Consider the following 24,186-nt stretch of genomic DNA (forward strand, 5'->3'; position numbering starts at 1 on the left):
TACAGGCATATTTAATGATGATTTTTACATATTGGATATAATGAAAGAAGTCAAGATAATGGCTTTGTAATTTTTCATCTGGAGGAAATAGTATATGAATTTGCCAAATAAGATTACGGTTTCTCGAATTTTATTGATTCCGTTATTCATGATCATCATGATTGTCCCATTTTCATGGGGTGATATCTCCCTGCTGGGTACAACCATGCCGGTCACTCATTTTGTAGGAGCGTTAATCTATATCTTTGCGTCCGTGACAGACTGGGTTGACGGTTATCTGGCGCGAAAGCACAATTTAGTTACAAACCTTGGAAAATTCCTTGATCCCCTTGCAGATAAACTGCTTGTCTCTTCTGCATTGATTGTGTTGGTTGAACTGGGTTATGCCCCTGCGTGGATTGTCATCATTATTATTAGCCGGGAGTTTGCCGTAACTGGACTGCGTTTACTGCTTGCTGGCGGTGGCGAAGTTGTTGCAGCTAAAATGCCCGGTAAGATTAAAATGTGGGCACAGACAGTGGCCATTTCCGCCCTCTTGCTGCATAATATCATTTTTGAAGCATTCTCCATACCGTTTGCAGACATTGCATTATGGGTGGCGATGTTCTTTACCATTTGGTCTGGATGGGATTACTTCGCTAAAAACAAGGAAGTATTCAGTAATTCCAAATAATTGATTTTGTCAGGGGGGACAAGAAATGAATGCCGAAATCATTGCTGTGGGATCTGAATTGCTCCTTGGGCAAATTGTCAACACGAACGCCAGGTTCCTTTCCAGGCAGCTTGCCGACCTGGGAATCAATGTTTACTTTCATACTGTTGTCGGAGATAATCCTGATAGATTGAAGAATGCAATGAAAATAGCCCGGGAACGTGCAGAGCTGATTATCTTTACGGGCGGATTGGGTCCGACGAAAGATGACCTGACAAAAGATACTATTGCCGGGCAGCTTGGAAAGCGGCTTGTTCTTGATGAAGAAGCGATGAAGTCCATCGAATTGTATTTTGAAAAAACGAACAGGATAATGACTGAGAATAACAGGAAGCAGGCGCTCGTGATCGAAGGGTCCACGGTTTTGAAAAATGATCATGGCATGGCTCCGGGGATGTTCCTGGCAACTGAGGACAATAAATACATGCTCCTGCCGGGTCCCCCTTCTGAAATGGAGCCTATGTTCTTGAAATACGGTCAGGCAGCTATTGCAGGCTTGTCTGGCAATCAAGCTAAAATTGAGTCGAGAGTTCTTCGATTCTTTGGAATTGGCGAGGCGGCTCTTGAATCGGAAATAGAAGATTTGATTGACCAGCAAAGCAATCCGACCATTGCACCACTGGCTGGGGATGGTGAAGTTACACTGAGGCTTACAGCGAGGGACGACGTCCACGGAACTGCTCAGGCATTGATTGACTCAATGGAAGCAAAAATCATGGACAGAGTCGGTGAGCATTTTTATGGTTACGACGAAACTTCGTTAGTGATCGAGCTTTCGAAACTATTGAAAAGCCAAAACCTGACGTTATCAGCTGCTGAAAGCTTGACCGGCGGCATGTTCCAGCAGGATTTGACTTCAGTTCCAGGTGCAAGCAGCCTTTTTAAAGGCGGTATAGTCTGTTACTCCAATGAGGCCAAAATGGGTCTTGTGAACGTTAATCCAAAAACAATCGAGGAATTTGGAGCTGTAAGCAGGGAATGTGCGGAAGAACTTGCAATAAATGCTGCTGCGATTACCAACTCTGATATCGGCATCAGCTTCACCGGAGCAGCTGGCCCAGACAGCCTGGAGGGGCATCCAGCCGGAACGGTTTTCATCGGAGTACATATAAAGGGGAAGCCAGTCCATGTGGAAAAACTAAGCCTCAGCGGCTCCCGGGATGCCATCAGAAAAAGATCAGTAAAGTTTGGCTGCCAGATCATAATTAATAGATTGTCAGGAACACGGAAGTGATGCACTTCCGTGTTTTTTTAGGCCCCTGAATATATAGTCGACCCGGTGCTTGGAATAGACAGATTCTTTGCTGAAAACTCTTTTTAGCGGGTATATATCAAAGTAAAACTGCTGAAAAAGGTATCGAAAAATCAATTTTGACGCTTTCTGCTCTTCTAAAAAAAAACGAATAAATGTTCGATTTTTTGTTGGACAAACCTCTTGGAAAAAGGTATAGTAATAGTAGGCTTTAAATAAGAGATTTGCGGCCAGGCAGTATGCTGGTTCGTTTTTATATAAAAGGAGGAAATTTGAGTGAGTGATCGTCAAGCTGCCTTAGATATGGCGTTAAAACAAATTGAAAAACAATTTGGTAAAGGATCAGTTATGAAATTAGGGGAGAAAACAGACACTAAAATTCTACCTCTCCAAGTGGGTCCCTTGCACTGGATGCTGCCTTGGGAATAGGCGGATATCCTCGCGGTCGTGTTATTGAAATCTACGGACCTGAAAGTTCAGGTAAAACAACTGTTGCTCTTCATGCGATTGCAGAAGTGCAGGCAAATGGCGGCCAGGCGGCATTCATTGACGCTGAACACGCACTGGATCCTGTATATGCACAGAAACTCGGTGTAAATATCGATGAACTTCTTCTTTCACAGCCGGACACTGGAGAACAGGCTTTGGAAATCGCAGAAGCACTTGTGCGAAGTGGAGCAATTGATATTATTGTTGTTGACTCCGTTGCAGCTCTTGTTCCAAAGGCTGAAATTGAAGGTGAGATGGGCGATGCCCACGTTGGTCTTCAAGCCCGTTTGATGTCCCAAGCATTGCGTAAGCTTTCCGGTGCAATCAACAAGTCAAAAACTATCGCAATCTTCATTAACCAGATTCGTGAAAAAGTGGGCGTTATGTTCGGGAACCCTGAAACAACTCCTGGCGGACGCGCTCTGAAATTCTATTCAAGTGTACGTCTTGAAGTCCGTCGTGCTGAAACATTGAAGCAGGGCAATGATATGGTCGGTAACAAAACGAGGATCAAGGTGGTCAAGAACAAGGTCGCTCCACCATTCCGTACAGCTGAAGTAGATATCATGTACGGTGAGGGGATTTCCCAAGAGGGTGAGATCATCGACATGGGTTCAGACCTTGATATCGTCGATAAGAGTGGTTCTTGGTATTCCTACAATGGTGAGCGTCTTGGACAGGGAAGAGAGAACGCGAAAATGTTCCTTAAGGAAAACCCATCCATCCGTCTTGAAATCAAGCAGAAAATCCGTAATCACTATGGCCTTGATGGCGAGTTCACGGTGACTGAAACTGATGAAGACCAGGAAGAACTCCCATTAGATTAATAGTCTATCTCTGCCTATCACCAAGGTCTCCTGAAATCCAGGAGGCCTTGTTTGTGCTTTTCTGACTATAATGGTAGGCGAATATTGATTTTTAGCATTCCTATTCCTACCGTAGAAAGTGTAGAAAATCAACAGTCACATCGAAGAAATAAGAATTGATTGAATAATTAATCAAACCAACGGAATACACATGGGACAAACCCTTGACAATAAAATATGGCAGCTTTACAATTAAAAATGTATATTTTACATTTTCATGGTATTAAAAACGTTTAAAAGCATTTGAGCTGTATATTGACGCTAGTAACAATGTACATGCCGACACTTTAAAAAACGTAACACAAGTTCATAGCAAGAGGAGGTGAAAATGATGGATCTAATTATTTCAATCATCTCCATTTTGCTTGGCCTATTCGTCGGTGCAGTTGTTGGCTATTTTTATCGTAAATCCGTTGCGGAAGCAAAAATTGCAGGTGCCAAAAACGCCGCAGAACAAATTGTTGAAGATGCGAAGCGTGAAGCAGAGGCTATGAAAAAAGAAGCCCTGCTGGAGGCTAAGGATGAAAATCACAAGCTGCGTACTGAAGCAGAGCGTGAAATTCGTGAACGAAGAAATGAACTGCAAAAACAAGAAAATCGTTTATTGCAAAAAGAGGAGAATCTTGATCGCAAAGATGAGTCGTTGAACAAACGCGAGAATCTTTTAGAGAAAAAAGATGACGCTCTTTCCAAAAGACAACAGCATATTGAAGAGATGGAAAGCAAAGTGGACGAGATGGTACGAAATCAGAAGACTGAACTAGAACGCATCTCGGGCTTAACGCGTGATGAGGCTAAATCCATCATTTTGGAGCGTACTGAGCAAGAACTTGCTCACGACATTGCACTAATGATTAAGGAAAACGAAAACAGGGCGAAAGAAGAATCCGATAAGAAAGCGAAAGAAGTACTTTCACTAGCCATTCAAAGATGTGCAGCAGACCATGTTGCTGAAACGACTGTATCAGTCGTAAATCTTCCGAATGATGAAATGAAAGGGCGTATTATCGGTCGTGAGGGACGGAATATCCGCACCCTGGAAACGTTGACGGGAATCGATCTCATTATTGATGACACTCCGGAAGCGGTTATCCTTTCTGGATTTGACCCTATCAGACGTGAAACAGCCCGTCTAGCTCTAGACAAGCTTGTCCAGGATGGACGTATTCATCCGGCTCGAATTGAGGAAATGGTTGAGAAAGCACGCCGTGAAGTTGATGAACATATTCGTGAGGTTGGGGAACAGACTACCTTCGAAGTGGGAGTGCACGGACTGCATCCAGATCTTATCAAGATTCTTGGCCGCTTGAAATATCGTACAAGCTACGGACAGAATGTACTTAAACATTCAATGGAAGTAGCCCAATTGTCCGGATTGCTTGCCGCAGAACTAGGTGAAGATGAAACTCTAGCTCGCCGCGCAGGACTTCTGCATGATATCGGTAAGGCAATTGACCATGAAGTAGAAGGAAGCCACGTTGAAATCGGCGTGGAGCTTGCTACTAAGTATAAGGAGCATCCAGTTGTTATCAACAGTATTGCTTCTCACCATGGTGATACTGAGCCGACTTCGATCATTGCAGTACTTGTTGCTGCTGCTGATGCATTATCAGCTGCAAGGCCTGGTGCCCGTAGCGAAGCGCTTGAAAACTATATCCGCCGTCTCGAAAGGCTTGAAGAGATTTCTGAATCCTATGAAGGAGTCGAAAAATCATTCGCTATTCAGGCGGGTAGAGAAATCAGGATTATGGTTAGGCCAGATCAAATCGATGACTTGCAGGCACACCGCCTCGCACGAGATATTCGTAAGAAAATCGAGGAAGAACTCGATTATCCTGGACATATCAAGGTTACAGTCATCCGAGAGACTCGGGCAGTTGAATATGCAAAATAAAGCGGTGCTTCGGCGCCGCTTTTTATATTGCATGCTCACTACTTTGCTGGTTTTCCTCTAAACTCGATGTTATGATACAATTTTTACATAAATAATTTGAAGGCAGGAATGAGGAATAATGAGAATTTTATTTGTAGGGGATGTTGTAGGCTCCCCTGGCAGGGACATGGTTACAGAATATCTGCCTAAGCTAAAAGGAAAATTCCGACCGACTGTTACCATCATTAATGGTGAGAATGCAGCGAGCGGAAAAGGAATAACGGAGAAGATTTACAGACAGTTTCTCGAGCAGGGAGCACAGGCCGTTACTTTAGGCAACCATGCATGGGATAATCGTGAAATCTTTGAATTCATTGATGGAGCTAAATATCTCGTCAGGCCTGCTAATTATCCTGAAGAGGTACCTGGAAAAGGGATTGTTTATTTAAAGATCAACCAGGATGAGCTGGCAATCATCAACTTGCAGGGCCGTACTTTCTTGACGCCAATAGATTGCCCATTTAAAAAAGCAGATGAATTGATTGAGGAAGCCAGCAAACGCACTTCCCTCATTTTCGTCGATTTCCATGCTGAGGCAACTAGCGAAAAGCAGGCGATGGGCTGGTATCTTGATGGAAGAGTTTCCGCTGTGGTCGGTACGCATACTCACGTACAGACAGCAGATGATAGGATTTTGCCCTCTGGAACAGCTTTTCTCACCGATGTAGGCATGACAGGACCGTATGATGGTATATTGGGAGTAGAAAAAGATGCGGTCCTAAGAAGGTTCATGACAAGTCTGCCAACGCGTTTCGAAGTAGCCAAGGATGGAAGGAACCAGTTGTCTGCAGTGTTGATAGACTTAGATAAAAAGACTGGCAAAGCAGTGAAAATCCAGAAAATCCTTATTAATGAAGATCATCCTTTCTATGACTAAAATATGATATCTGGTTAACAATCCTTCAGACTGCAGATGAACTCATTCGAGTTTGCCTGCAGTCTATTAATTTGCTTGGAATTGGATATTTGGAAGTGTATGAAATACCAAATGCCTGTAATTAGTAAGCATCCGGATAAAAGATACCCTTATCGAGAGGGAGAAGCCTGCATAAGGGTACGATACGCGCTGAAAGGTATCCTTATGAAGAGGGAGAAGCACGCATAAGGGTACGGATACGCGCTGAAAGATACCCTTATGAAGAGGTAGAAGGCCTCATAAAGGAACAATACTTGCCGAAAGACCCCCTTATAGAGAGGTGGCAGGCAACATAAGGGTGCGATAACCCTGCAAAGTACCCTTACCTAGAACAAAACCTGTGCAACAGAATATATCGATAAAACTGTCCTTTCCCATTAAAAAATATTCAAACAATCCGCTCTAACAACAGTATCTCTCTTAATACTTACATGCTTTTTTTTACTGAAGGTCATATGTGGGCCTCCTCCTGAATATAGTAGCAGTGGAACAGACTAACCTGGATGTCCACTTAAGACATCCAGGACGGGATAAAATAAGGAGGAGCCAGGAATGGAGATATTAAAAGTTTCAGCAAAATCTAATCCTAATTCTGTAGCTGGTGCGCTTGCTGGAGTACTGCGCGAAAGAGGAGGCGCAGAAATTCAGGCTATCGGGGCGGGTGCATTGAATCAGGCCGTTAAGGCAGTAGCGATCGCAAGAGGGTTCGTAGCACCTAGCGGCGTCGATTTAATTTGCATCCCGGCATTTACTGATATCCTGATTGATGGCGAAGAACGGACAGCCATTAAATTGATTGTTGAACCCAGATGAAAGCGCCAGCGTGCCTATAGATAGAGTAAGTCTTAAAAACCTGGAAGGGTAACTTTCTGCCTGTTTGCTACTGCAAGCAGGTTTCTTTTGTTTTTTGGTGTATTATGAATGTAAAAAGGAGGGTATTTTTGTGAAGATCTTTGATGCTCATTGTGATGTCCTATATAAATTATTTATGGATCCAACCCTTGAGTTCGCTAATTCACCGGGATTGCAGGTTAATCTTGAAAGGCTGAAGGCTTCGAACACAAAAGTACAATTATTTGCCATCTATGTGCCTGAATCCGTTCATCCTGACCTGAAATTTGAAGCTGCGCTCAGGATGGCAGATTTATTTTATGAAAAAGTCCTTACCCCTCATCCTCAAATCAGGCTGGTCAAGGACAGGGAGGACATTGATCAGCTCGCCGAGGATAAAATCGGTGCGGTCCTGACTCTGGAAGGTTGTGACGCGATTGGGCAGGATTTATTAAAGTTGCGCACATTGCTCAGACTTGGAGTACGCTCAGTAGGCTTGACGTGGAACTATGGAAATTATGTGGCTGATGGTGCCCTGGAGGAACGGGGAGCTGGCCTTTCAAGATTTGGCCGTCAGGTTGTCCAACTTCTGAATGATACTGGAACAGTCTGCGATGTCTCCCACTTATCTGAACAGGGGTTCTGGGATGTAATGGAGAGTGCTGAGCATGTCTTCGCATCTCATTCAAACTGTTATTCGCTTTGCCGCCATCCGCGCAACCTTAAGGATAATCAGATCAATGCATTGATTGATCGTGATTCAGTGATTGGTGTTACCTTTGTGCCGGAATTTTTATCAGGTAAAAAGGAATCCGCTTCAATTAATGATGTGATTCGCCATCTTGACCACATTTGTTCTCTTGGAGGAGAAAATCATGTAGGCTTTGGTTCTGATTTTGATGGAATTGAATTTACGGTAGGAAATCTTGAGGGTAATGAACAGTATGATAACCTTTGGAATGAACTTCAAAAATATTATTCTGATATACAAGTGCGTAAGTTCCTGCATAAGAATATGGCTTCCAGAATACCTGTTCTTAGTCGCTGAATTCTGTGTAGAAGAACAATTCCTAACCGTGATTGCAAGGTGGACAGGATAAGAAACTTATAATATTTTAATAAATAAAAAAATATTCATATTTTAGTCAATAATTATTCTGAAAGGGTTGCTTTTTTATTCACATAGGTCTAGAATTGTAAGCGTTTAGTACCATCCATTTGCTAGATTTCAGCACTAATTGCGAGATGTAAACCGCTTAATTCTAGTGAATTACTTGGAAAAGTGCTACACTTAATAACGAAGCGTTTTTACATATTTTTTTACGTATCTAAAGGGGTGTAAGAGATGATCAATCAACTTTCATGGAAAGTTGGCGGACAGCAGGGAGAAGGAATTGAATCTACCGGGGAAATTTTCTCTATTGCATTGAACCGTCTAGGCTACTACTTGTATGGCTACCGTCACTTTTCATCACGTATCAAGGGCGGACACACAAATAACAAGATTCGAGTAAGCACTACAGAGGTTCGATCTATTTCTGACGATTTAGATATTCTTGTAGCTTTCGACCAGGAAACAATCGATGTAAACTACAAAGAATTGCATGAGAACGGCGTAATTATTGCTGATGCGAAGTTTGACCCAAAAAAGCCTGAGGATACTCAAGCTGCGATGTATGCGGTTCCATTTACCGAAATGGCTACTGAATTGGGAACATCTCTTATGAAAAACATGGTTGCCATTGGTGCGACTAGTGCAGTTCTAGACTTGGATATCCAAGTTTTTGAAGAAGTCGTCCAGGAGATTTTCGGACGCAAAGGACAACAAGTTGTCGATAAAAATATGGAAGCCATCAAAGCTGGCTACGAATATACGAAAGAACAATTAGGCGGCGCTGAGACAATGCAGCTTGAAAAGGCTGATGGCCAGAAACGCCTGTTCATGATTGGCAATGATGCAATCGCTCTTGGAGCAGTAGCAGCAGGATGCCGTTTCATGGCTGCATACCCAATCACACCTGCTTCAGAAATCATGGAATACCTGATCAAGAAACTTCCTGCCCTTGGCGGAACAGTCATTCAGACGGAAGATGAAATCGCTGCTGTCACTATGACAATCGGTGCTAACTATGGCGGTGTACGTGCCCTTACAGCTTCTGCTGGACCAGGCCTTTCTTTGAAGATGGAAGCAATCGGTCTTTCAGGTATCACTGAAACACCGCTAGTGATTGTTGACACTCAACGTGGCGGCCCATCAACCGGACTTCCTACAAAACAGGAACAATCAGATTTAATGGCAATGATTTATGGAACGCACGGTGAGATTCCTAAAATCGTGTTTGCTCCAAGTACTGTTCAGGAAGCATTCTATGATGCAGCGGAAGCATTCAACCTTGCCGAGGAATATCAGTGCCCTGTCATTATGCTGACGGACCTTCAATTATCTCTAGGAAAACAGACAGTTGAACCGCTTGAGTTTGATAAAGTGGAAATCCGCCGCGGTAAATTGGCTACAGAAGCTCTTCCTGAAATCGATAATAAAGGCTACTTCAAGCGTTATGAAGTGACTGAAGATGGTGTATCACCACGCGTTATCCCAGGAATGAAGAACGGTATCCACCATGTTACTGGTGTTGAGCATGATGAAACAGGAAAACCTTCGGAATCCGCTGCTAACCGTATTGCGCAAATGGATAAGCGTATGCGTAAAATCAGCAATCTGAAGTTCAATACGCCAATCCACAAGAACGCTCCGCATGAGGAAGCTGATCTGTTGATCGTAGGTTTCAACTCTACAAGAGGTGCAATTGAAGAGGCAATGGGAAGACTTGAGAAGGATGGCCTGAAAGTTAACCACGCACATGTGCGCCTGGTACATCCATTCCCTGCTGATGAAATGATGCAGCTTGTACAATCTGCAAAGAAAGTTGCAGTTATTGAAAACAATGCGACAGGACAGCTGGCAAACATCATGAAGATGAATGTCGGAAGTCATGAGAAGATCCATAAGATCCTCAAGTATGACGGAAATCCATTCTTGCCGCAGGAAGTCCACACAAAATGCAAGGAGTTGTTCTAGGATGGCGACTTTTAAAGAATTTCGCAATAATGTAAAACCAAACTGGTGCCCAGGCTGCGGCGACTTCTCTGTCCAGGCGGCTATGCAGCGTGCTGCTGCCAATGTGGGTTTAGAGCCTGAAGACCTGGCAGTAATCTCTGGTATCGGCTGTTCAGGCCGTATCTCTGGATACATCAACTCATACGGTTTCCACGGAATTCATGGCCGTGCACTTCCAATCGCTCAGGGCGTGAAGATGGCCAACCGTGATTTGACAGTCATCGCTTCCGGCGGTGATGGAGACGGCTTCGCGATCGGAATGGGACATACAGTCCATGCGATCCGCCGTAACGTTAATATCACTTACATTGTCATGGATAACCAGATTTACGGTTTGACGAAGGGACAAACTTCCCCACGTTCGGCTGCTGGATTCAAGACAAAATCAACTCCTGCAGGTTCCATCGAGCAGGCTATTTCTCCAATGGAATTGGCTTTGACAGCTGGCGCTACTTTCGTGGCACAAAGCTTCTCGACAGACCTTAAGGATTTGACTGCGCTGATCGAGGCTGGAATCAAGCATGAAGGGTTCTCACTAATCAACGTATTCAGCCCTTGTGTAACTTACAACAAGGTAAATACTTACGATTGGTTCAAGGAAAACTTGACAAAGCTTAGCGATATCGAAGGATACGATCCTTCAAACCGTGAAGCAGCCATGCAGACATTGATGGAACATAAGGGATTGGTTACAGGATTAATCTATCAAGATACAGAGCGTAAGTCTTATCAGGATCTGGTAAGCGGTTATTCTGAAACTCCTTTATCAAAAGCAGATCTTAAGCTTGATCAAGCTCATTTTGACAAGCTGGTTGCTGAATTCATGTAATAAGCGAAGTGAGTTTCAATAAAACCCCAATCGTCGAGGATTGGGGTTTTATTATTCTTGTAAAATCAAGCTTATTGGGATCTTTTGTGATTAGTATCACTCCAATTAGATAATCTATAGGGTAATATAATTGACTAGGACGGCTTTTTTATCAAGAAAGCTGTATTTCCATTGCCTGCTATTGTTTTCATTGATTGAAGAGTTTATACTATTATAATGTGTATATTTAATATTTTCAGGGTGATGCAGCCCTTTTTATCGTAGAAAGCAGAACTGTTAAAATAGCTCCGGCGAGGTTGAATCCTTCTGCCTGCTTGCTTTCTAATGAAAGGAGATCTGAAATGAACGAGAATCAACGCTTGGAAGGCCAGAAAGTACAAACTGAAAATTCTTCGGACAAAAAATCCAGCAAGGATTACAGCAAGTACTTTGAAACAGTATATACAGCTCCATCATTGAAGGATGCAAAGAAACGCGGCAAAGAAGAAGTCAAGTACCATAAAGACTTTGACATCCCTGAAGAATTCATTGGTATGGGACAAGGGCGCAAATTCTACATCCGTACATATGGATGCCAGATGAATGAGCATGACACAGAAGTCATGGCTGGTATATTCCTTGGTCTCGGATATGAACCTACTGACAGTGTCGAGGATGCGAATGTCATTCTACTGAATACATGTGCAATCAGGGAAAATGCTGAGAATAAGGTGTTTGGTGAACTTGGACATTTGAAGCACCTGAAAAGAGAAAAGCCAGATCTTCTATTGGGAGTATGCGGCTGCATGTCCCAGGAAGAATCGGTCGTTAACAAAATTCTCAAAACCTATAACCAGGTTGATATGATTTTTGGTACACATAATATCCATCGCCTGCCACATATTCTGCAGGAAGCATATATGTCCAAAGAAATGGTCGTTGAAGTCTGGTCCAAGGAAGGGGACGTAATCGAAAACCTTCCGAAGGTTCGCAAAGGGAACATCAAAGCGTGGGTGAACATCATGTATGGCTGCGATAAATTCTGCACATACTGCATCGTTCCCTATACGCGAGGCAAAGAGCGGAGCCGCCGTCCAGAAGACATCATTCAGGAGGTCCGTCAGCTTGCGGCCCAGGGCTATCAGGAAATTACCCTGCTTGGCCAGAATGTAAACGCGTATGGAAAAGATTTTACGGACATCGATTACGGTCTAGGGGACTTGATGGATGAAATGCGTAAGATCGATATTCCACGTGTGCGTTTTACAACAAGCCATCCGCGTGATTTTGACGATCCCCTGATTGAAGTGCTGGCTAAGGGCGGAAACTTGATGGATCACATCCATCTGCCTGTACAGTCAGGTTCTACAGATGTATTGAAAATCATGGCCAGAAAATATACGAGGGAACAATACCTTGAGCTTGTACGCAAGATCAAGGCAGCTATTCCTAATGTCACATTAACAACAGATATTATCGTGGGTTATCCGAATGAGACAGATGAGCAATTCGAGGAAACAATGTCTCTTGTTCGTGAAGTAGGATATGAATCAGCTTATACATTCATTTACTCTCCAAGGGAAGGCACACCTGCCGCTAAAATGCAGGATAATGTCCCGATGGAAGTGAAGAAAGAGCGTCTTCAGCGCCTGAACGCACTAGTGAATGAGCAATCTGCACAGTCTATGAAGAAGTATCAGGATCAGATTGTTGAGGTATTGGTTGAAGGCGAAAGCAAAAACAACCCTGATGTACTGGCCGGGTATACAAGCAAGTTAAAGCTTGTCAATTTCGTCGGTCCGAAGTCGGCCATCGGTAAAATCGTCAAGGTTAAGATCACAGATGCAAAAACATGGTCATTAAACGGGGAAATGGTAGAAGAAATACAACCAGTTGAGGTGAACTAAGTTGGCAAAATACAATAAAGATGACATTATCCAGCGTTCAAGAGAAATCGCAAGAATGATTGCGGAAACAGAAGAAGTTGACTTTTTCAAACGTGCAGAAGCGCAAATCCATGAGAATGAAAAAGTGAAAACACTTATTTCTTCTATTAAAGGCCTTCAAAAACAGGCTGTTAACTTTCAGCATTACGGAAAAACAGAAGCGTTGAAGAAGACGGAAGCAAAAATTGCTTCTTTAGAACAACAACTGGATGAAATTCCAGTAGTCCAGGAGTTCAAGCAATCGCAAATTGATGTTAATGAATTGCTTCAGCTAGTAGCTACAACAATTTCCAATACAGTTACAGATGAAGTAGTCGCAGCAACTGGCGGAGATGTACTTCGCGGCGAAACAGGTGCAGCTTTGAAAAACGAAGCAAGCTGCCATACGCACAACCATTAATCATTGAAGAGTAAATGGCACCCGATTATAGGGTGCCATTTTTTTATTGTATAGGAAATTTTAAAAGCATTTTTGTGTGGATAACTACATGTGGGTGTCTTAATCCAGCTCCAGCGCCTAGCCCCTCGAGACGCTTCGGTTCTGCCAATGAAGTCAAAGAACGACTTCAATGTCAGGCCCTCCAGCGCTTGTCGGGGATGAACGAGGCGCTTGAGCTTTTTGTTCTTCATTGGATCAGATAAGGGTCCTGTTGGGAAGGTGAGTGGACTGCTTCTCCAGTCTGGAGTATCTCTTTTCGGGGACTGCGATATGAAATCAATACAATCTTAATTACCCATCAACTTTCTTCAATTGGGAACATTCAGCATGTATGGGCATACAATGAACTATGCCTAAGTTTTTACCAGTGGTTCTAAAATTAATCGCACACTAGTCTAATATCACGCATAGGATGAATTGAAAAAGATTGAGGAGGTTTCGCTCGCAATGGGAGATTACAGAGAGATTATTACGAAAGCCGTCGTAGCGAAGGGACGCAAATTCACGCAGTCCAATCATACGATCAACCCAGCGCATAATCCGAGCAGCATTCTGGGCGCTTGGGTCATAAACCATAAGTATAAGGCAAAAAAGGTAGGGAAAGTGGTTGAAGTAAACGGGTCTTACGAAGCCAACATCTGGTACTCCTTTGATGATAATACAAAAACTGAAGTAGTGACGGAGAAAGTAACTTACTGCGATGTCATCAAGCTGAAGTACCGTGACCCTGATTGCATGGATGATCATGATGTCCTTGTAGAGGTTCTGCAGCAGCCAAACTGTATCGAAGCGGTCATTTCGCCTAATGGCAACAAAATCATCGTTCACGTCGAGAGGGAATTCCTTGTGGAAGTCATTGGTGAAACGAAGGTATGCGTTGTCACTCATCCAGGCGGATGCGATTGCGATGATGATGAGTGGGGCCATGGCCTCGATGATGACGAATTCGAAGACTTGAACCCAGACTTCCTCTTGGGAGAGGAAGAATAACATCGAACTAGGAAGCTTTCACTTCCTAGTTTTTTTTTTACAATGAAACGAAAAAGGCGGAAAGAGATAGTCATTAAAAAAAGCACTGGGCATGGAAGCAGTTTAAAAAAATGGGCTTCTAATGGCCAGTGCCTCTATTATAGCCCATTCACTCAAAGGAAAAAATTGGGCTTTTTAATTGTGCTGCATATATGGCATGCATCAGATTCTTCCCAGGCATGAAAGGAAGTGCCGCATTGTTTGCAAATGTTCTTACTCAAGCTATAAGAGACTGACGGAGCCTTGTGAACCTCTTGCTCAACTGTTATTGCGCTCGTTCTGCAAATGTCCAAGCATAAATGGCATCCGGTGCATTGGTTTTCATTCATTATAAGCTCGTTCTCCCCGAGGCTGAATACGCCAGAGGGACAAATATTAAAACAGGCTTCACATAGTGTGCACTCATCCTCGTTGATTTCCACTTTATAAAAAGACCAATCCTTGAACAGAAGGGAAGGTTTAAAATTGCTTTCATTGAAGCGCCATTTAACAGGTGTCACGGAAGAAAGAACAGTTTTCCTGCTGTCGGAAGAGAGCTTTGCAAAAAAGTCCCGTCTTGATAACCTTGGCTGCTCTTTTGGCTCCAGGACCAAATGGTTTGTAACCTGCAGGAGTTCAAGTGACATGGCGCCCAGGACTTCATTGGCCTGGCTGATTCGGTTTACTAACTTCGAATATAAAGAAGGCTGATAAATAAAGCGTATTCCTTTTTTATGGTAGTAAAGCAGTTCAGTTAAGCTTGGCAGCGGCGATTCCTGCTCGAGCAGAAGATGATCCTGGCTGACCTTTCTTGAAGGAGATTGTCCTTTGATAGCCTGTACAGGACAGGCTGTGATACAGACACCGCAGGAAGTGCATCTTTTTTCATCAATCATCATTTTTTGATTCTCAAGCAGGATGGCTTCATCCGGGCATGCGTCAAAACAAGCTGAACAGGAACTCAGCGGGCTGATCGTCCTGGTGCAGGATTCTGAGATCTCCAGATCGTAACTAAGGCTTTCAAGCCAATTGGTTAACAGAGACATAATCGTCACCTCAGGGGGCATTATTCTATACTTTCATTTTACGATTAAACCTTTAAAAAAGAGGCGAGTTTGCCAGATATTCATACATATGTAAAAGAAAATTCACAAATGAAGTGCCGCTGAGTCACTATATCCTCAGTCAAACCAGGAGAAATCAGTTATGTCGATAGAACTTATGGAGGATTCATTAAAGTTAATTTAGGTGAATTCCTTCACATACTCAAGAGGGTTTCGCCACAGAATGTATATTGTTTCACAAACTTTTATGCCATATAGTGAAGGTGTATTCGAAAGGTGGTGAATCCCGGTGATTGGATTAGATAACAAGAAAGAGTGTGCGAATGTTTTTTTAGTCCTTGCAGATTTATATAAACATCCAACTATAGAGATCTGGGATGAGATTAAGGAACAAGATCTTCTGAAGAAGCTGGAAGAATCGATCAAGAATCATTACAATCATACTTTTTCCTTAGAGGAAGTCTTGCCTGAAAGCTATGAAAAGTTTCAAGAATTATTCATGACCTCTATTGGAAGCATGCAAAAGCAGGCTGCCATTCCGGTTGAATCTTTGTATAAACCGTGGACACAGGACAAAACTTGTACACTTCCCTTTGCACGGGACAAAGGGTATATCCTGGGTGATTCGGCGTTACATATCAATTTTCTGTTAGAAAAGCTAAAGATCGATATTCCTGTTGAATTACAGGGCATGCCGGACCACTTGGCTATCCTGCTGGAATTGCTGGCCTATTTCATAGAGCATGCTCCTGAACACTTTACAGCTGAATTTATGGATGATCATTTCGATTGGCTGGAAGAATTCGAATCGCAGCTTTCGCTGGTAACAGAGCACTCATTTTATCAGAGGTTGACAAGAATATTGATTGAGACCCTGCAGGCGCATCGAAATAATTACCTGTAGATCTTAAATTTTGGCTGTTTTCGCTTTGATTGCTGCATCTGGGCTCTTTTCGAGGAGACTCCCAGCTTCAAATGCGTAAAAAGGTTGTAAAAACAATAATGTTCCAAAAGCGTAAATCTGTTTAAGGTGGTGATGCTTTTAGTGATGGACAATCTTTTGAAAAAAGCTATAATAACAGATTCAATTCCATCAGTCAGGAATTTTGCTAAAGAGTCAAAAAGATTAAACTTTAGCATTGTTGGAAGAAGCATCATGTTATCGAATGTGCCTGTGACAATGCAATATAGGCATTACATCCAATATGTTTTACCGGTCGGGAGTAAAAGGAGGGCTAGTTAAAATGGTGGAAACAAAACTATCACGTCGTGGATTTATCAAAGCCTCTGCTGCTACTGCTGCTCTGGCATCTGCGGGAACAGTAGGCTTTAATGAATGGTCCAAAAATTATGTGAAAGCAGGAGCAAATGCAGTAGTGAAGGAGATTCCTAGTACATGCAATGCATGTTCAAGCAAATGCGGAATGATCGGCCACATCAAAAATGGCCGCTTATGGAAGCTGACGGGGCACCCTGACCATCCTTATTCGAAAGGAAAGCTGTGTGCGAGAGGGCATGGTTATGCTACTGTTGTTTATTCAAAAGACAGGCTGACACAGCCTTTAAAAAGGGTGGGCAACAAGAAATTTGAGCCGATCACATGGGAACAAGCTTATAAAGAAATCGCTGAAAAATTGAACAAAATCATTAAAGAACATGGTCCCCAGTCAGTCGCATTAACGGAGGACCCCCGTGCTTCAGGGAAATTTTATTCCCCTCGATTCATCAATGCCCTGGGTTCTGCCAACTATTATACGCACCATGTAGTTTGCTCGAACTCCAGGGATGCAGGTTTTCTTCATACAGTAGGGGTAACGGCTACTAGCGCAGATATCAGCAATGCAAAATATATTATGTTCATTGGCAGGAGCTATGGTGACGGCATCCGTCCTAGTTCCGTACAATCTCTGGCAGCCGCGAAGGATAACGGAGCCAAGATTGTTATTGTTGATCCTCGTTTGAACAATACCGGCAACCTGGCGACCGAATGGCTTGCGATCCGTCCTGGCACAGACCTGGCACTGGTGCTGGCGATGTCACATGTATTGATAAAAGAAAACCTTCAGGATACAGAGTTCATTAAGAACTACACAATTGGTTATGAGGAATATGCGAAGGAACTGAAAAAATACACGCCAGAATGGGCAGAAGGAATCACCGGTATACCTGCAGACGCTATCACTCGTATTGCAGTAGATATGGGCAAAGCCAAACCGAAGGCATTGATTGAGCAATCATGGAGAGGTGCTTTCGGCTGCAACTATGAAAATAGTACAGAAACCGGCCGTGCCGTAGCAATGTTCAATGCTTTACTTGGAAACTACCAGCAAAAAGGCGGAAGTATATTTGGCGGAAAACCTTCGCTGGGTAAGCTTGACAAGTCTAAACACCCGAGTCCAAAAGAACCAGATATTCCAAAGGCAGGATCCAAGGAATTCCCGATTGCCTACCCAGAAAACGGTGTAGCAACAATCGTGGCAAAAGAAGCTCTGGAAGGAAAAATGAAGGCGGCAATTTATTATCATTCCAATGCAGCACTTGGTTACGGAAATCCTAAAGTCATGAAGGAAGCACTTTCTAAAATGGATCTTGTGGTGGCAATAGATGTTCAAATGTCTGAAACTGCACAATTGGCTCACTACGTCCTTCCTGAAGTGACATATATTGAACGCGATGAAGTAATAGAAGGTTTATCAGGTAAGATTCCTGGAATCGCCCTTCGCCAGCAAATGGTGGAGAAAGTCCATCCAGAAACAAAGCCGATCCATGAGATTTATACGGAGCTCGCAAAAGCTTGCGGAGTTGGTCAGCACTTCAATTTCACACTGGATGAATTGAATGAAGCGATGCTTGCACCGACCGGTATTACGTATAAACAGCTTAGGGAAAAAGGTACAATCATGTTCCCGAATGAGGAAATTACGATCGGAGAAATGCCGAAATTAAAAACTCCATCCGGGAAAGTTGAATTTTACAGTGAAACATATAAAGCAGCTGGTTTCATGCCGATCGTCGAATGGATTGAGCCAAAGGTAAGTCCCGCAGACGATTCCTTCCGTCTGATTACGGGCAAGCAGGCGATACACAGCCATACTCAGACTGCGAATATACCAATCTTGATGCAAATTACAAAAGATTATGATTTAGAGAGAATCTGGATCAACCCTGTCCGTGCCAAAGCGCTGGGAATCAAGGATGGGGATATGGTGGAATTGAAATCCAGTGAAGCAACCAGCAAAATCCGGGTCAAAGTTACTGAAAGAATCCACCCAGAGGCGATTTTTGTCCCAAGTCATTACGGCATTACGTCTAAAGATTTGAAAACAGGATACGGTGTTGGCTTTGGATATATGGAGCATGTTCCCTTTGATTTTGAAAAATGGAGTGGATCGGGTAATATCCACGAAGTAATCGTGAAGGTTAGGAAGGTGAAGGGCTGATGGCACGCTATGGAATGGTAATAGACACACGAAAATGCGTCGGCTGCTATGCTTGCCGGGTAAGCTGCCAGATGCAGAATGAGCTTCCGGTAGAAGAGTCTTATATTAAATTTTATGAAAAGGAAACAGGGGTTTTCCCAAACGTCAAGAATGAAATCATCCCTGTACAATGCCAGCACTGTGAGGATGCCCCATGTGTTAGTGTTTGCCCGACAAAGGCAACCTATACGACGGATGAAGGCATCGTGCTAGTAGATGCAGATAAGTGTATCGGCTGCAAGTACTGTATGGTGGCATGCCATTATGGTGCGAGAACACAGGACCATAATACAGGAGTTGTTGAGAAGTGCCGTTTCTGTGCTGAGCTGGTAGCAGAAGGCAAGCAGCCGGCCTGTGTAAGCACATGTATTAGCAACGCCAGGATATTTGGTGATCTTGATGATCCAAATAGCGAAGTTTCGAAAGCAATTGTTAAAATGAATGCCCAGCCTTTAAGGCCGGACTTAGGCAAGGCAAAAATTTACTACGTGAGGTGATTATAATGGTTTGGGGAACAATTATCGCAGCCTATTTATTCCTTGCTGGACTAAGTGCCGGGGCTTTTTTAACATCTTCCTATGCAGCAAGGAAATATCCGGAGGCCAAGACAGTCAGGTTTGTTGGAAGGTTAATCAGCCCGATTCTGATGGGAATAGGACTGTTACTTCTAATTGTTGATGCTGAAGCCGGTCTTAAGGATCCTTTGCGCTTCATCTATTTGTTTACTAATTTCAGTTCCGTCATGACAATCGGTACTTATTTCATCAGCTTTTTCATGATGGCGGCAGCCTACATCGCCTTGATGGAACTGTTGAAAAAAGATACGAACAAAATTGTGGAGTACGTCGGTATCGTATTCGCTGTTGCCACAGCCATTTACACTGGCTTCCTGATTGGGGTCATCGGTGCTGTTCCGCTATGGAATACAGCCATTCTGCCGATCCTGTTCGTTGTGTCGGCATTTTCAACAGGAATTGCCGGTACTATGCTTGTATCAGCAATTTTGGATAAAAAAGTTGTGCATCATGTTATGGCGTTAAAAAAGATTCACTTAACATTGCTGATAGCTGAAGTATTTCTGATCTTCACGATGTTCCTGATTACTTCATCGACCAATGAGTCTGCAGCCCAATCTGTTTCTATGCTTCTTACCGGTGAGTACAGCACTTTATTCTGGTTCGGACTGATTGTTGCAGGATTAATACTTCCAATTACAATCGAAGCTCTTGAATTATGGAATTCAAAAAGACTTCATCAAACTCCGGCGGGATTGGAATTGGCTGCTTCAGGCTCACACGGAATTGCTGCTACAATGATCACAGAAAGTGCCGTACTGGCAGGAGGTTTCATTCTCCGCTACCTGTTGCTGGCAGCAGCTGTTCCGGTAATATTTTTATAGTAGCGAAAAGACCTGGACTAAAATGATATGCTCCCCTTTAGGTAGACAGATTAAAAAATATAATCTGTTTACTTAAAGGGGAGTTTTTATATGTCAAAAAGGGCCTTTTCACTCCAAGATAAAATTAAGATTATAAAGGCTTTGGAAAACAGGAACCATACCATTTCGGAACTGGAATCTATATACAAAGTGAGCAATATGGCAATTTATGATTGGATCTATAAGTTTGAAAAATACGGAGTGGAAGGATTGAACGAATCCTCTACTTGGAAGAGATATTCGAAGGAACTTAAACTGTCGGCAGTTCAGGACTATCTTAGCGGAGATTACTCCATTCAGGAAGTTACGAGGAAATATGAAATTTCCACTACTTCTCTCCTTCGCAAGTGGATTAAAAAGTATAATAGTCATAGAGAATTAAAGGACACTTTCCAAGGAAGGACAAACACTATGACTAGAAGAAACACTACTATAAATGAACGGAAAGAGATTGTGCTATATTGCCTTGAGAACGGCAAAGATTATCAGAAGGCAGCTGAGACCTACCAGGTCTCTTACCAACAAGTATATCAATGGGTTAAAAAGTATGAGGATGGCGGCGAAGAAGCCCTAGGGGATAAACGTGGGAGGAAAAAGGAAGAAGTTGAACTCTCTCCAGAACAGAAGATGAAATTGGAGATGAAGAGGCTTGCGAGCGAAAACGAACGCTTACGTGCAGAGAATGCATTCCTAAAAAAGTTAGAGGAGATCGAAAGGAGGCGAAGATAAGCCAGGTACGCCTAGAGGAGAGATATATCGCGATCAAGGAACTTCACCAGGAGGAGGGATTCCCTCTCGTCATGCTTTGTGAAATTGCGGGGGTGGCTAGATCTTCATATTACAAATGGCTGAAGCGAGTACCTTTAATCCGTGAACGACAGAATGAAGAACTTGTAGAAGAAATGAAGGCTCTCCATGAAGATGTTAAAGGAATCTACGGCTACCGCAGGATTACGATGGCTCTGAATCGAAAGTTGGGCAAGAGCTTCAACCATAAGCGTATCTATAGGCTGATGAAGATTGTCGGCATTCAAAGCGTAATCCGGAAAAAGAAGAAACGCTATAAAAAGTCAACCCCTCAACATGTCGCAGAAAATGTGTTAAACCGTGAATTCCAAGCCGAAAATCCAAATGAGAAATGGGTTACGGATGTCACTGAATTCAAGTATGGAGAAGCAAAAAAGGCTTATTTGAGTGCGATTAAAGACTTACACGATGGAACCATCGTCAGTTACGTTTTTGGGCATTCCAACAACAATAAACTGGTGTTTGATACGCTGGATCAGGCTACAGCCCTTTTGAATGGAGACCGTCCACTTATACATAGCGACAGAGGCTTTCAGTATACCCATCTCGGATTTAAACGAAGAATAGATCAAGCAGAGATGACTCAAAGTATGTCTCGAGTCGGAAGATGTATTGACAATGGTCCAATGGAATCCTTTTGGGGATCACTGAAAAGCGAGAAGTATTACCTGGAGAAATATAAGACCTTTGAGGAACTATCTGCGGCGATTGATGAGTACATATACTTTTATAACCATAAGCGTTACCAAAAAAGATTAAACGGCCTTAGCCCCCTAGAATACAGGGCTAAAGCCGCTTAGATTGTTTTTATTATTTCCACTGTCTACTTGACCGGGAGCAGTTCAAAAACGTCCAGGTCTTTTTGGTATCGATATGACTCTCCTTTTCTTTATTGATAAGGCTTAGAACAGTTAACAAACTTACGAATATAATGCCTATGAGGAACGAGGAGGGATTTTTGATGAATTTGCCTGCTGTGGATTTAGGAATCATGGCTGAACACCTGCCGACCCATCAAGGAGTAATCAGCAAGTTAAAGATCTACCATGAAATTGTAGACAATCAAGAGTTAGAGAAACTGATTCAGTTGAATATCCAAATGCTAAGGGATCATGTGAGAGTAATGCTTGAACTTATAGATCCAAAGCGTAAAGGAGAGGTAAAGCTCGCGGAAATGGCCGATATACAGATAAATACTGAAAAGCTGAACCTATCTGAACAAGAAAAAGATATTGTTTTAGAAACAAGGTCAGCATCAAAGCTTATGGGAAGCAATAATTTTAATTCTGCTTTAATGATGAAAGATAGGAATGTAAAACATATTCATATTCAGATGGCTTATCAGGATGTAAGAATGCAAATGCTTTACAATATGATTGTCGAACATGTAGAGGCTGATTTTACGCCGCGTGTTACTGAAGCAATGCAAGCAAAGACTCACGAAGAGTATAAGCATATTTTGCAGGAGTAGGGGACCTTGGTAATTTGGCTTAACTTCGCTGATTCGCCCTGTTCAAAGAATACTTGCAGGTTTTCAATCTAAAGCAAAAAGCTGAACCAGAGGTTCAGCTTTTAACATGTTAAAATGGGTATTTGCGTGGATTGGTCTGGGCTGATATCCATTGTACAGTTGTAAATTCTTCAAGGGACCATTCCCCGCCGAATCTTCCAAGACCTGAATCTTTTTCGCCGCCAAAAGCAACCAGTGGTTCATCGTTTACGCTTTGGTCATTAACATGTACCATGCCAGATTGTATTTGCTTGGCTACTTCGACACCTTTTTCAACAGATCCTGCGTGGACGGCTCCGCTTAATCCAAATGGTGTGTCGTTAGCAATGCGGATTGCTTCTTCTTCGCTTTCAACAGGAATGATGGTTACGACTGGACCGAACATCTCGTTCTTCGCCGTTGCGACCTCATTGCTGCCCGTAAGCACGTATGGAGTCATTAGCGTGCCATTTGCAGAGCCCTCCAGCACCACTTCTGCTCCTTCAGATTTAGCCTTCTCAATATCTTTAAGAATCCGTTCGACTGCTCCGCGGTTGATCAGTGGTCCAATCAGAGTATCAGGCTCGCGTGGATCACCAGCTTTAAGATTCTGAGTTTTTTCCACAAACCTTTCAACGAATTCATCATATCGGTCCTTATGGACGATCACGCGGTTAACAGCCATGCAGATTTGTCCATTATGCATGAATTTGCCGAAGATGGCGGAGTTTATGGCATGCTCTATATTTGCATCCTTAAGGACTACGAGTGCATTATTACCGCCGAGCTCCAACGCCACTTTTTTTATGTTTTGGCCGCAAAGCGCTCCGATATGGCGGCCGACACCAGTTGAACCAGTGAACGAAATCATTCTTGGCACAGGATTCTCTACGAATGAATCTCCGATTTCACCGATATCAGATATAGTAACATTGAGCAAACCTTTTGGCAGACCCGCTTCTTCAAATATTTTAGCGATCACAGTACCGCCACTCATTGCGGTCTGTTCATCAGGCTTCAACACGACTCCATTGCCAACTGCAAGTGCAGGTGCAACAGAACGCATTGATAAGTACATTGGGAAGTTAAATGGACTGATGACACCTACCACCCCAAGTGGTTTACGGTATACACGATTTTCCTTTCCGGGAACAAGGGAAGGCACCATCTTGCCGTCCATTCTTAATGGGAATGACGCTGACTCTCTAGTGATGGCGATACAGAAATCAACCTCGACATTCGCCTTTATATGGGTAGAGCCAGACTCTGATACGAGTAACTCTACCAATTCCTTTCGCCTTTCCGACATGATGCGGACTGCATTTTCCATGATGGTAGAACGTTCGAAAGGATTGACATTCTCCCATTCTTTTTGGGCTTTCCTGGCAGACTCATACGCTTGCTTAACATCTTCAATTCCAGCCATCTTGAATTCAGCCAAGACTTCTTCGTTATACGGGTTTTTATCCTTATAGCGGCTCTGGCCAGTACCATCTCGCCATTCTCCGCTGATATATTGTTTATTCAAACTTTTGTACAGTTCCATAATCTCACTCCTAGTAATATAGTCTCTATTTTTTTACCCTCGCAA

Annotated in this window: 19 protein-coding genes and 1 pseudogene; 18 read left to right on the forward strand and 2 right to left on the reverse strand. The window is 43.0% G+C overall.

Annotation, left to right across the window (positions count from 1 at the left end; genetic code table 11):
* Positions 1 to 94 precede the first annotated feature (94 nt).
* The 12 genes and pseudogenes from pgsA to FOF60_RS09165 all read left to right on the forward strand — a co-directional run bounded on the left by pgsA (position 95) and on the right by FOF60_RS09165 (position 14,300).
* Positions 95 to 673, forward strand: coding sequence for a CDP-diacylglycerol--glycerol-3-phosphate 3-phosphatidyltransferase (gene pgsA / locus FOF60_RS09110; protein WP_192473252.1), 579 nt, complete (start codon positions 95 to 97; stop codon positions 671 to 673).
* Between the two features lie 25 nt (positions 674 to 698).
* Positions 699 to 1,946, forward strand: coding sequence for a competence/damage-inducible protein A (locus FOF60_RS09115; protein ID WP_192473253.1), 1,248 nt, complete (start codon positions 699 to 701; stop codon positions 1,944 to 1,946).
* A 294-nt stretch (positions 1,947 to 2,240) separates the two neighbouring features.
* Positions 2,241 to 3,280 (forward strand): annotated as a pseudogene (recA, locus tag FOF60_RS09120) (recombinase RecA).
* A 370-nt stretch (positions 3,281 to 3,650) separates the two neighbouring features.
* Positions 3,651 to 5,213 carry a ribonuclease Y gene (gene rny, locus FOF60_RS09125; protein ID WP_251613466.1) on the forward strand — a complete coding sequence of 521 codons (1,563 nt, stop codon included), beginning with the start codon at positions 3,651 to 3,653 and terminating at the stop codon, positions 5,211 to 5,213.
* A gap of 118 nt (positions 5,214 to 5,331) precedes the next feature.
* Positions 5,332 to 6,129, forward strand: coding sequence for a TIGR00282 family metallophosphoesterase (locus FOF60_RS09130; protein ID WP_192473256.1), 798 nt, complete (start codon positions 5,332 to 5,334; stop codon positions 6,127 to 6,129).
* 591 nt (positions 6,130 to 6,720) lie between these two features.
* Positions 6,721 to 6,981 (forward strand): stage V sporulation protein SpoVS, encoded by a 261-nt coding sequence (gene spoVS / locus FOF60_RS09135; protein ID WP_010193268.1) that lies wholly within the window; start codon positions 6,721 to 6,723, stop codon positions 6,979 to 6,981.
* Positions 6,982 to 7,111: 130 nt separating this feature from the next.
* Positions 7,112 to 8,047, forward strand: a complete 936-nt coding sequence (locus FOF60_RS09140) for a dipeptidase (protein WP_192473257.1) — start codon at positions 7,112 to 7,114, stop codon at positions 8,045 to 8,047.
* A gap of 297 nt (positions 8,048 to 8,344) precedes the next feature.
* Complete coding sequence (locus tag FOF60_RS09145) at positions 8,345 to 10,078, forward strand: 2-oxoacid:acceptor oxidoreductase subunit alpha (protein ID WP_192473258.1); 1,734 nt, start codon at positions 8,345 to 8,347, stop codon at positions 10,076 to 10,078.
* A gap of 1 nt (position 10,079) precedes the next feature.
* Positions 10,080 to 10,946 carry a 2-oxoacid:ferredoxin oxidoreductase subunit beta gene (locus FOF60_RS09150; RefSeq protein WP_192473259.1) on the forward strand — a complete coding sequence of 289 codons (867 nt, stop codon included), beginning with the start codon at positions 10,080 to 10,082 and terminating at the stop codon, positions 10,944 to 10,946.
* A 341-nt stretch (positions 10,947 to 11,287) separates the two neighbouring features.
* Positions 11,288 to 12,832 carry a tRNA (N6-isopentenyl adenosine(37)-C2)-methylthiotransferase MiaB gene (gene miaB / locus FOF60_RS09155; protein WP_192473260.1) on the forward strand — a complete coding sequence of 515 codons (1,545 nt, stop codon included), beginning with the start codon at positions 11,288 to 11,290 and terminating at the stop codon, positions 12,830 to 12,832.
* Between the two features lies 1 nt (position 12,833).
* The gene (locus tag FOF60_RS09160) at positions 12,834 to 13,271 is read left to right on the forward strand and encodes a YlbF/YmcA family competence regulator (protein ID WP_192473261.1); all 438 of its coding nucleotides are present in this window, start codon (positions 12,834 to 12,836) and stop codon (positions 13,269 to 13,271) included.
* Positions 13,272 to 13,757: 486 nt separating this feature from the next.
* Positions 13,758 to 14,300, forward strand: coding sequence for an outer spore coat protein CotE (locus FOF60_RS09165; RefSeq protein ID WP_192473262.1), 543 nt, complete (start codon positions 13,758 to 13,760; stop codon positions 14,298 to 14,300).
* Between the two features lie 152 nt (positions 14,301 to 14,452).
* Here the strand turns inward: FOF60_RS09165 and FOF60_RS09170 are convergent, their stop codons facing one another.
* Positions 14,453 to 15,364 carry a 4Fe-4S dicluster domain-containing protein gene (locus FOF60_RS09170; RefSeq protein ID WP_192473263.1) on the reverse strand — a complete coding sequence of 304 codons (912 nt, stop codon included), beginning with the start codon at positions 15,362 to 15,364 and terminating at the stop codon, positions 14,453 to 14,455.
* 307 nt (positions 15,365 to 15,671) lie between these two features.
* On the opposite strand from FOF60_RS09170, the gene FOF60_RS09175 reads away from it, so the two are divergent.
* The 6 genes from FOF60_RS09175 to FOF60_RS09200 all read left to right on the forward strand — a co-directional run bounded on the left by FOF60_RS09175 (position 15,672) and on the right by FOF60_RS09200 (position 22,577).
* Positions 15,672 to 16,286, forward strand: coding sequence for a molecular chaperone TorD family protein (locus FOF60_RS09175; protein ID WP_192473264.1), 615 nt, complete (start codon positions 15,672 to 15,674; stop codon positions 16,284 to 16,286).
* Between the two features lie 340 nt (positions 16,287 to 16,626).
* Positions 16,627 to 18,822: a molybdopterin-containing oxidoreductase family protein gene (locus tag FOF60_RS09180; protein WP_192473265.1), complete on the forward strand. Its 2,196-nt coding sequence runs from the start codon at positions 16,627 to 16,629 to the stop codon at positions 18,820 to 18,822.
* Positions 18,822 to 19,358 (forward strand): 4Fe-4S dicluster domain-containing protein, encoded by a 537-nt coding sequence (locus tag FOF60_RS09185; RefSeq protein WP_192473266.1) that lies wholly within the window; start codon positions 18,822 to 18,824, stop codon positions 19,356 to 19,358. The genes FOF60_RS09180 and FOF60_RS09185 overlap by 1 nt, the downstream gene beginning before the upstream one ends.
* 5 nt (positions 19,359 to 19,363) lie before the next feature.
* Positions 19,364 to 20,260, forward strand: a complete 897-nt coding sequence (nrfD, locus tag FOF60_RS09190; RefSeq protein WP_225650416.1) for an NrfD/PsrC family molybdoenzyme membrane anchor subunit — start codon at positions 19,364 to 19,366, stop codon at positions 20,258 to 20,260.
* 90 nt (positions 20,261 to 20,350) lie between these two features.
* Positions 20,351 to 21,906, forward strand: a protein-coding gene (locus FOF60_RS09195; RefSeq protein WP_192473838.1) for an IS3 family transposase whose coding sequence is annotated in 2 segments (ribosomal slippage) — positions 20,351 to 20,990 and positions 20,990 to 21,906 — 1,557 coding nt in all. Because the reading frame shifts where the segments join, the coding sequence is not laid out codon by codon here.
* A 161-nt stretch (positions 21,907 to 22,067) separates the two neighbouring features.
* Positions 22,068 to 22,577 carry a hypothetical protein gene (locus FOF60_RS09200; protein WP_192473342.1) on the forward strand — a complete coding sequence of 170 codons (510 nt, stop codon included), beginning with the start codon at positions 22,068 to 22,070 and terminating at the stop codon, positions 22,575 to 22,577.
* A 109-nt stretch (positions 22,578 to 22,686) separates the two neighbouring features.
* On the opposite strand, the gene FOF60_RS09205 is transcribed toward FOF60_RS09200, so the two are convergent.
* Positions 22,687 to 24,141 (reverse strand): aldehyde dehydrogenase family protein, encoded by a 1,455-nt coding sequence (locus tag FOF60_RS09205; protein WP_192473341.1) that lies wholly within the window; start codon positions 24,139 to 24,141, stop codon positions 22,687 to 22,689.
* Between the last annotated feature and the right edge of the window lie 45 nt (positions 24,142 to 24,186).

Origin of the sequence: Mesobacillus jeotgali (assembly GCF_014856545.2) — a bacterium.
Classification (GTDB): Bacteria; Bacillota; Bacilli; order Bacillales; family Cytobacillaceae; genus Mesobacillus.

Coding starts and splice junctions, on each gene's coding strand:
- pgsA (WP_192473252.1), top strand. CDS start 95: ATGAATTTGCCAAATAAGATTACGGTTTCTCGAATTTTATTGATTCCG.
- FOF60_RS09115 (WP_192473253.1), top strand. CDS start 699: ATGAATGCCGAAATCATTGCTGTGGGATCTGAATTGCTCCTTGGGCAA.
- rny (WP_251613466.1), top strand. CDS start 3,651: ATGGATCTAATTATTTCAATCATCTCCATTTTGCTTGGCCTATTCGTC.
- FOF60_RS09130 (WP_192473256.1), top strand. CDS start 5,332: ATGAGAATTTTATTTGTAGGGGATGTTGTAGGCTCCCCTGGCAGGGAC.
- spoVS (WP_010193268.1), top strand. CDS start 6,721: ATGGAGATATTAAAAGTTTCAGCAAAATCTAATCCTAATTCTGTAGCT.
- FOF60_RS09145 (WP_192473258.1), top strand. CDS start 8,345: ATGATCAATCAACTTTCATGGAAAGTTGGCGGACAGCAGGGAGAAGGA.
- FOF60_RS09150 (WP_192473259.1), top strand. CDS start 10,080: ATGGCGACTTTTAAAGAATTTCGCAATAATGTAAAACCAAACTGGTGC.
- miaB (WP_192473260.1), top strand. CDS start 11,288: ATGAACGAGAATCAACGCTTGGAAGGCCAGAAAGTACAAACTGAAAAT.
- FOF60_RS09165 (WP_192473262.1), top strand. CDS start 13,758: ATGGGAGATTACAGAGAGATTATTACGAAAGCCGTCGTAGCGAAGGGA.
- FOF60_RS09170 (WP_192473263.1), bottom strand. CDS start 15,364: ATGTCTCTGTTAACCAATTGGCTTGAAAGCCTTAGTTACGATCTGGAG.
- FOF60_RS09180 (WP_192473265.1), top strand. CDS start 16,627: ATGGTGGAAACAAAACTATCACGTCGTGGATTTATCAAAGCCTCTGCT.
- FOF60_RS09185 (WP_192473266.1), top strand. CDS start 18,822: ATGGCACGCTATGGAATGGTAATAGACACACGAAAATGCGTCGGCTGC.
- nrfD (WP_225650416.1), top strand. CDS start 19,364: ATGGTTTGGGGAACAATTATCGCAGCCTATTTATTCCTTGCTGGACTA.
- FOF60_RS09200 (WP_192473342.1), top strand. CDS start 22,068: ATGAATTTGCCTGCTGTGGATTTAGGAATCATGGCTGAACACCTGCCG.
- FOF60_RS09205 (WP_192473341.1), bottom strand. CDS start 24,141: ATGGAACTGTACAAAAGTTTGAATAAACAATATATCAGCGGAGAATGG.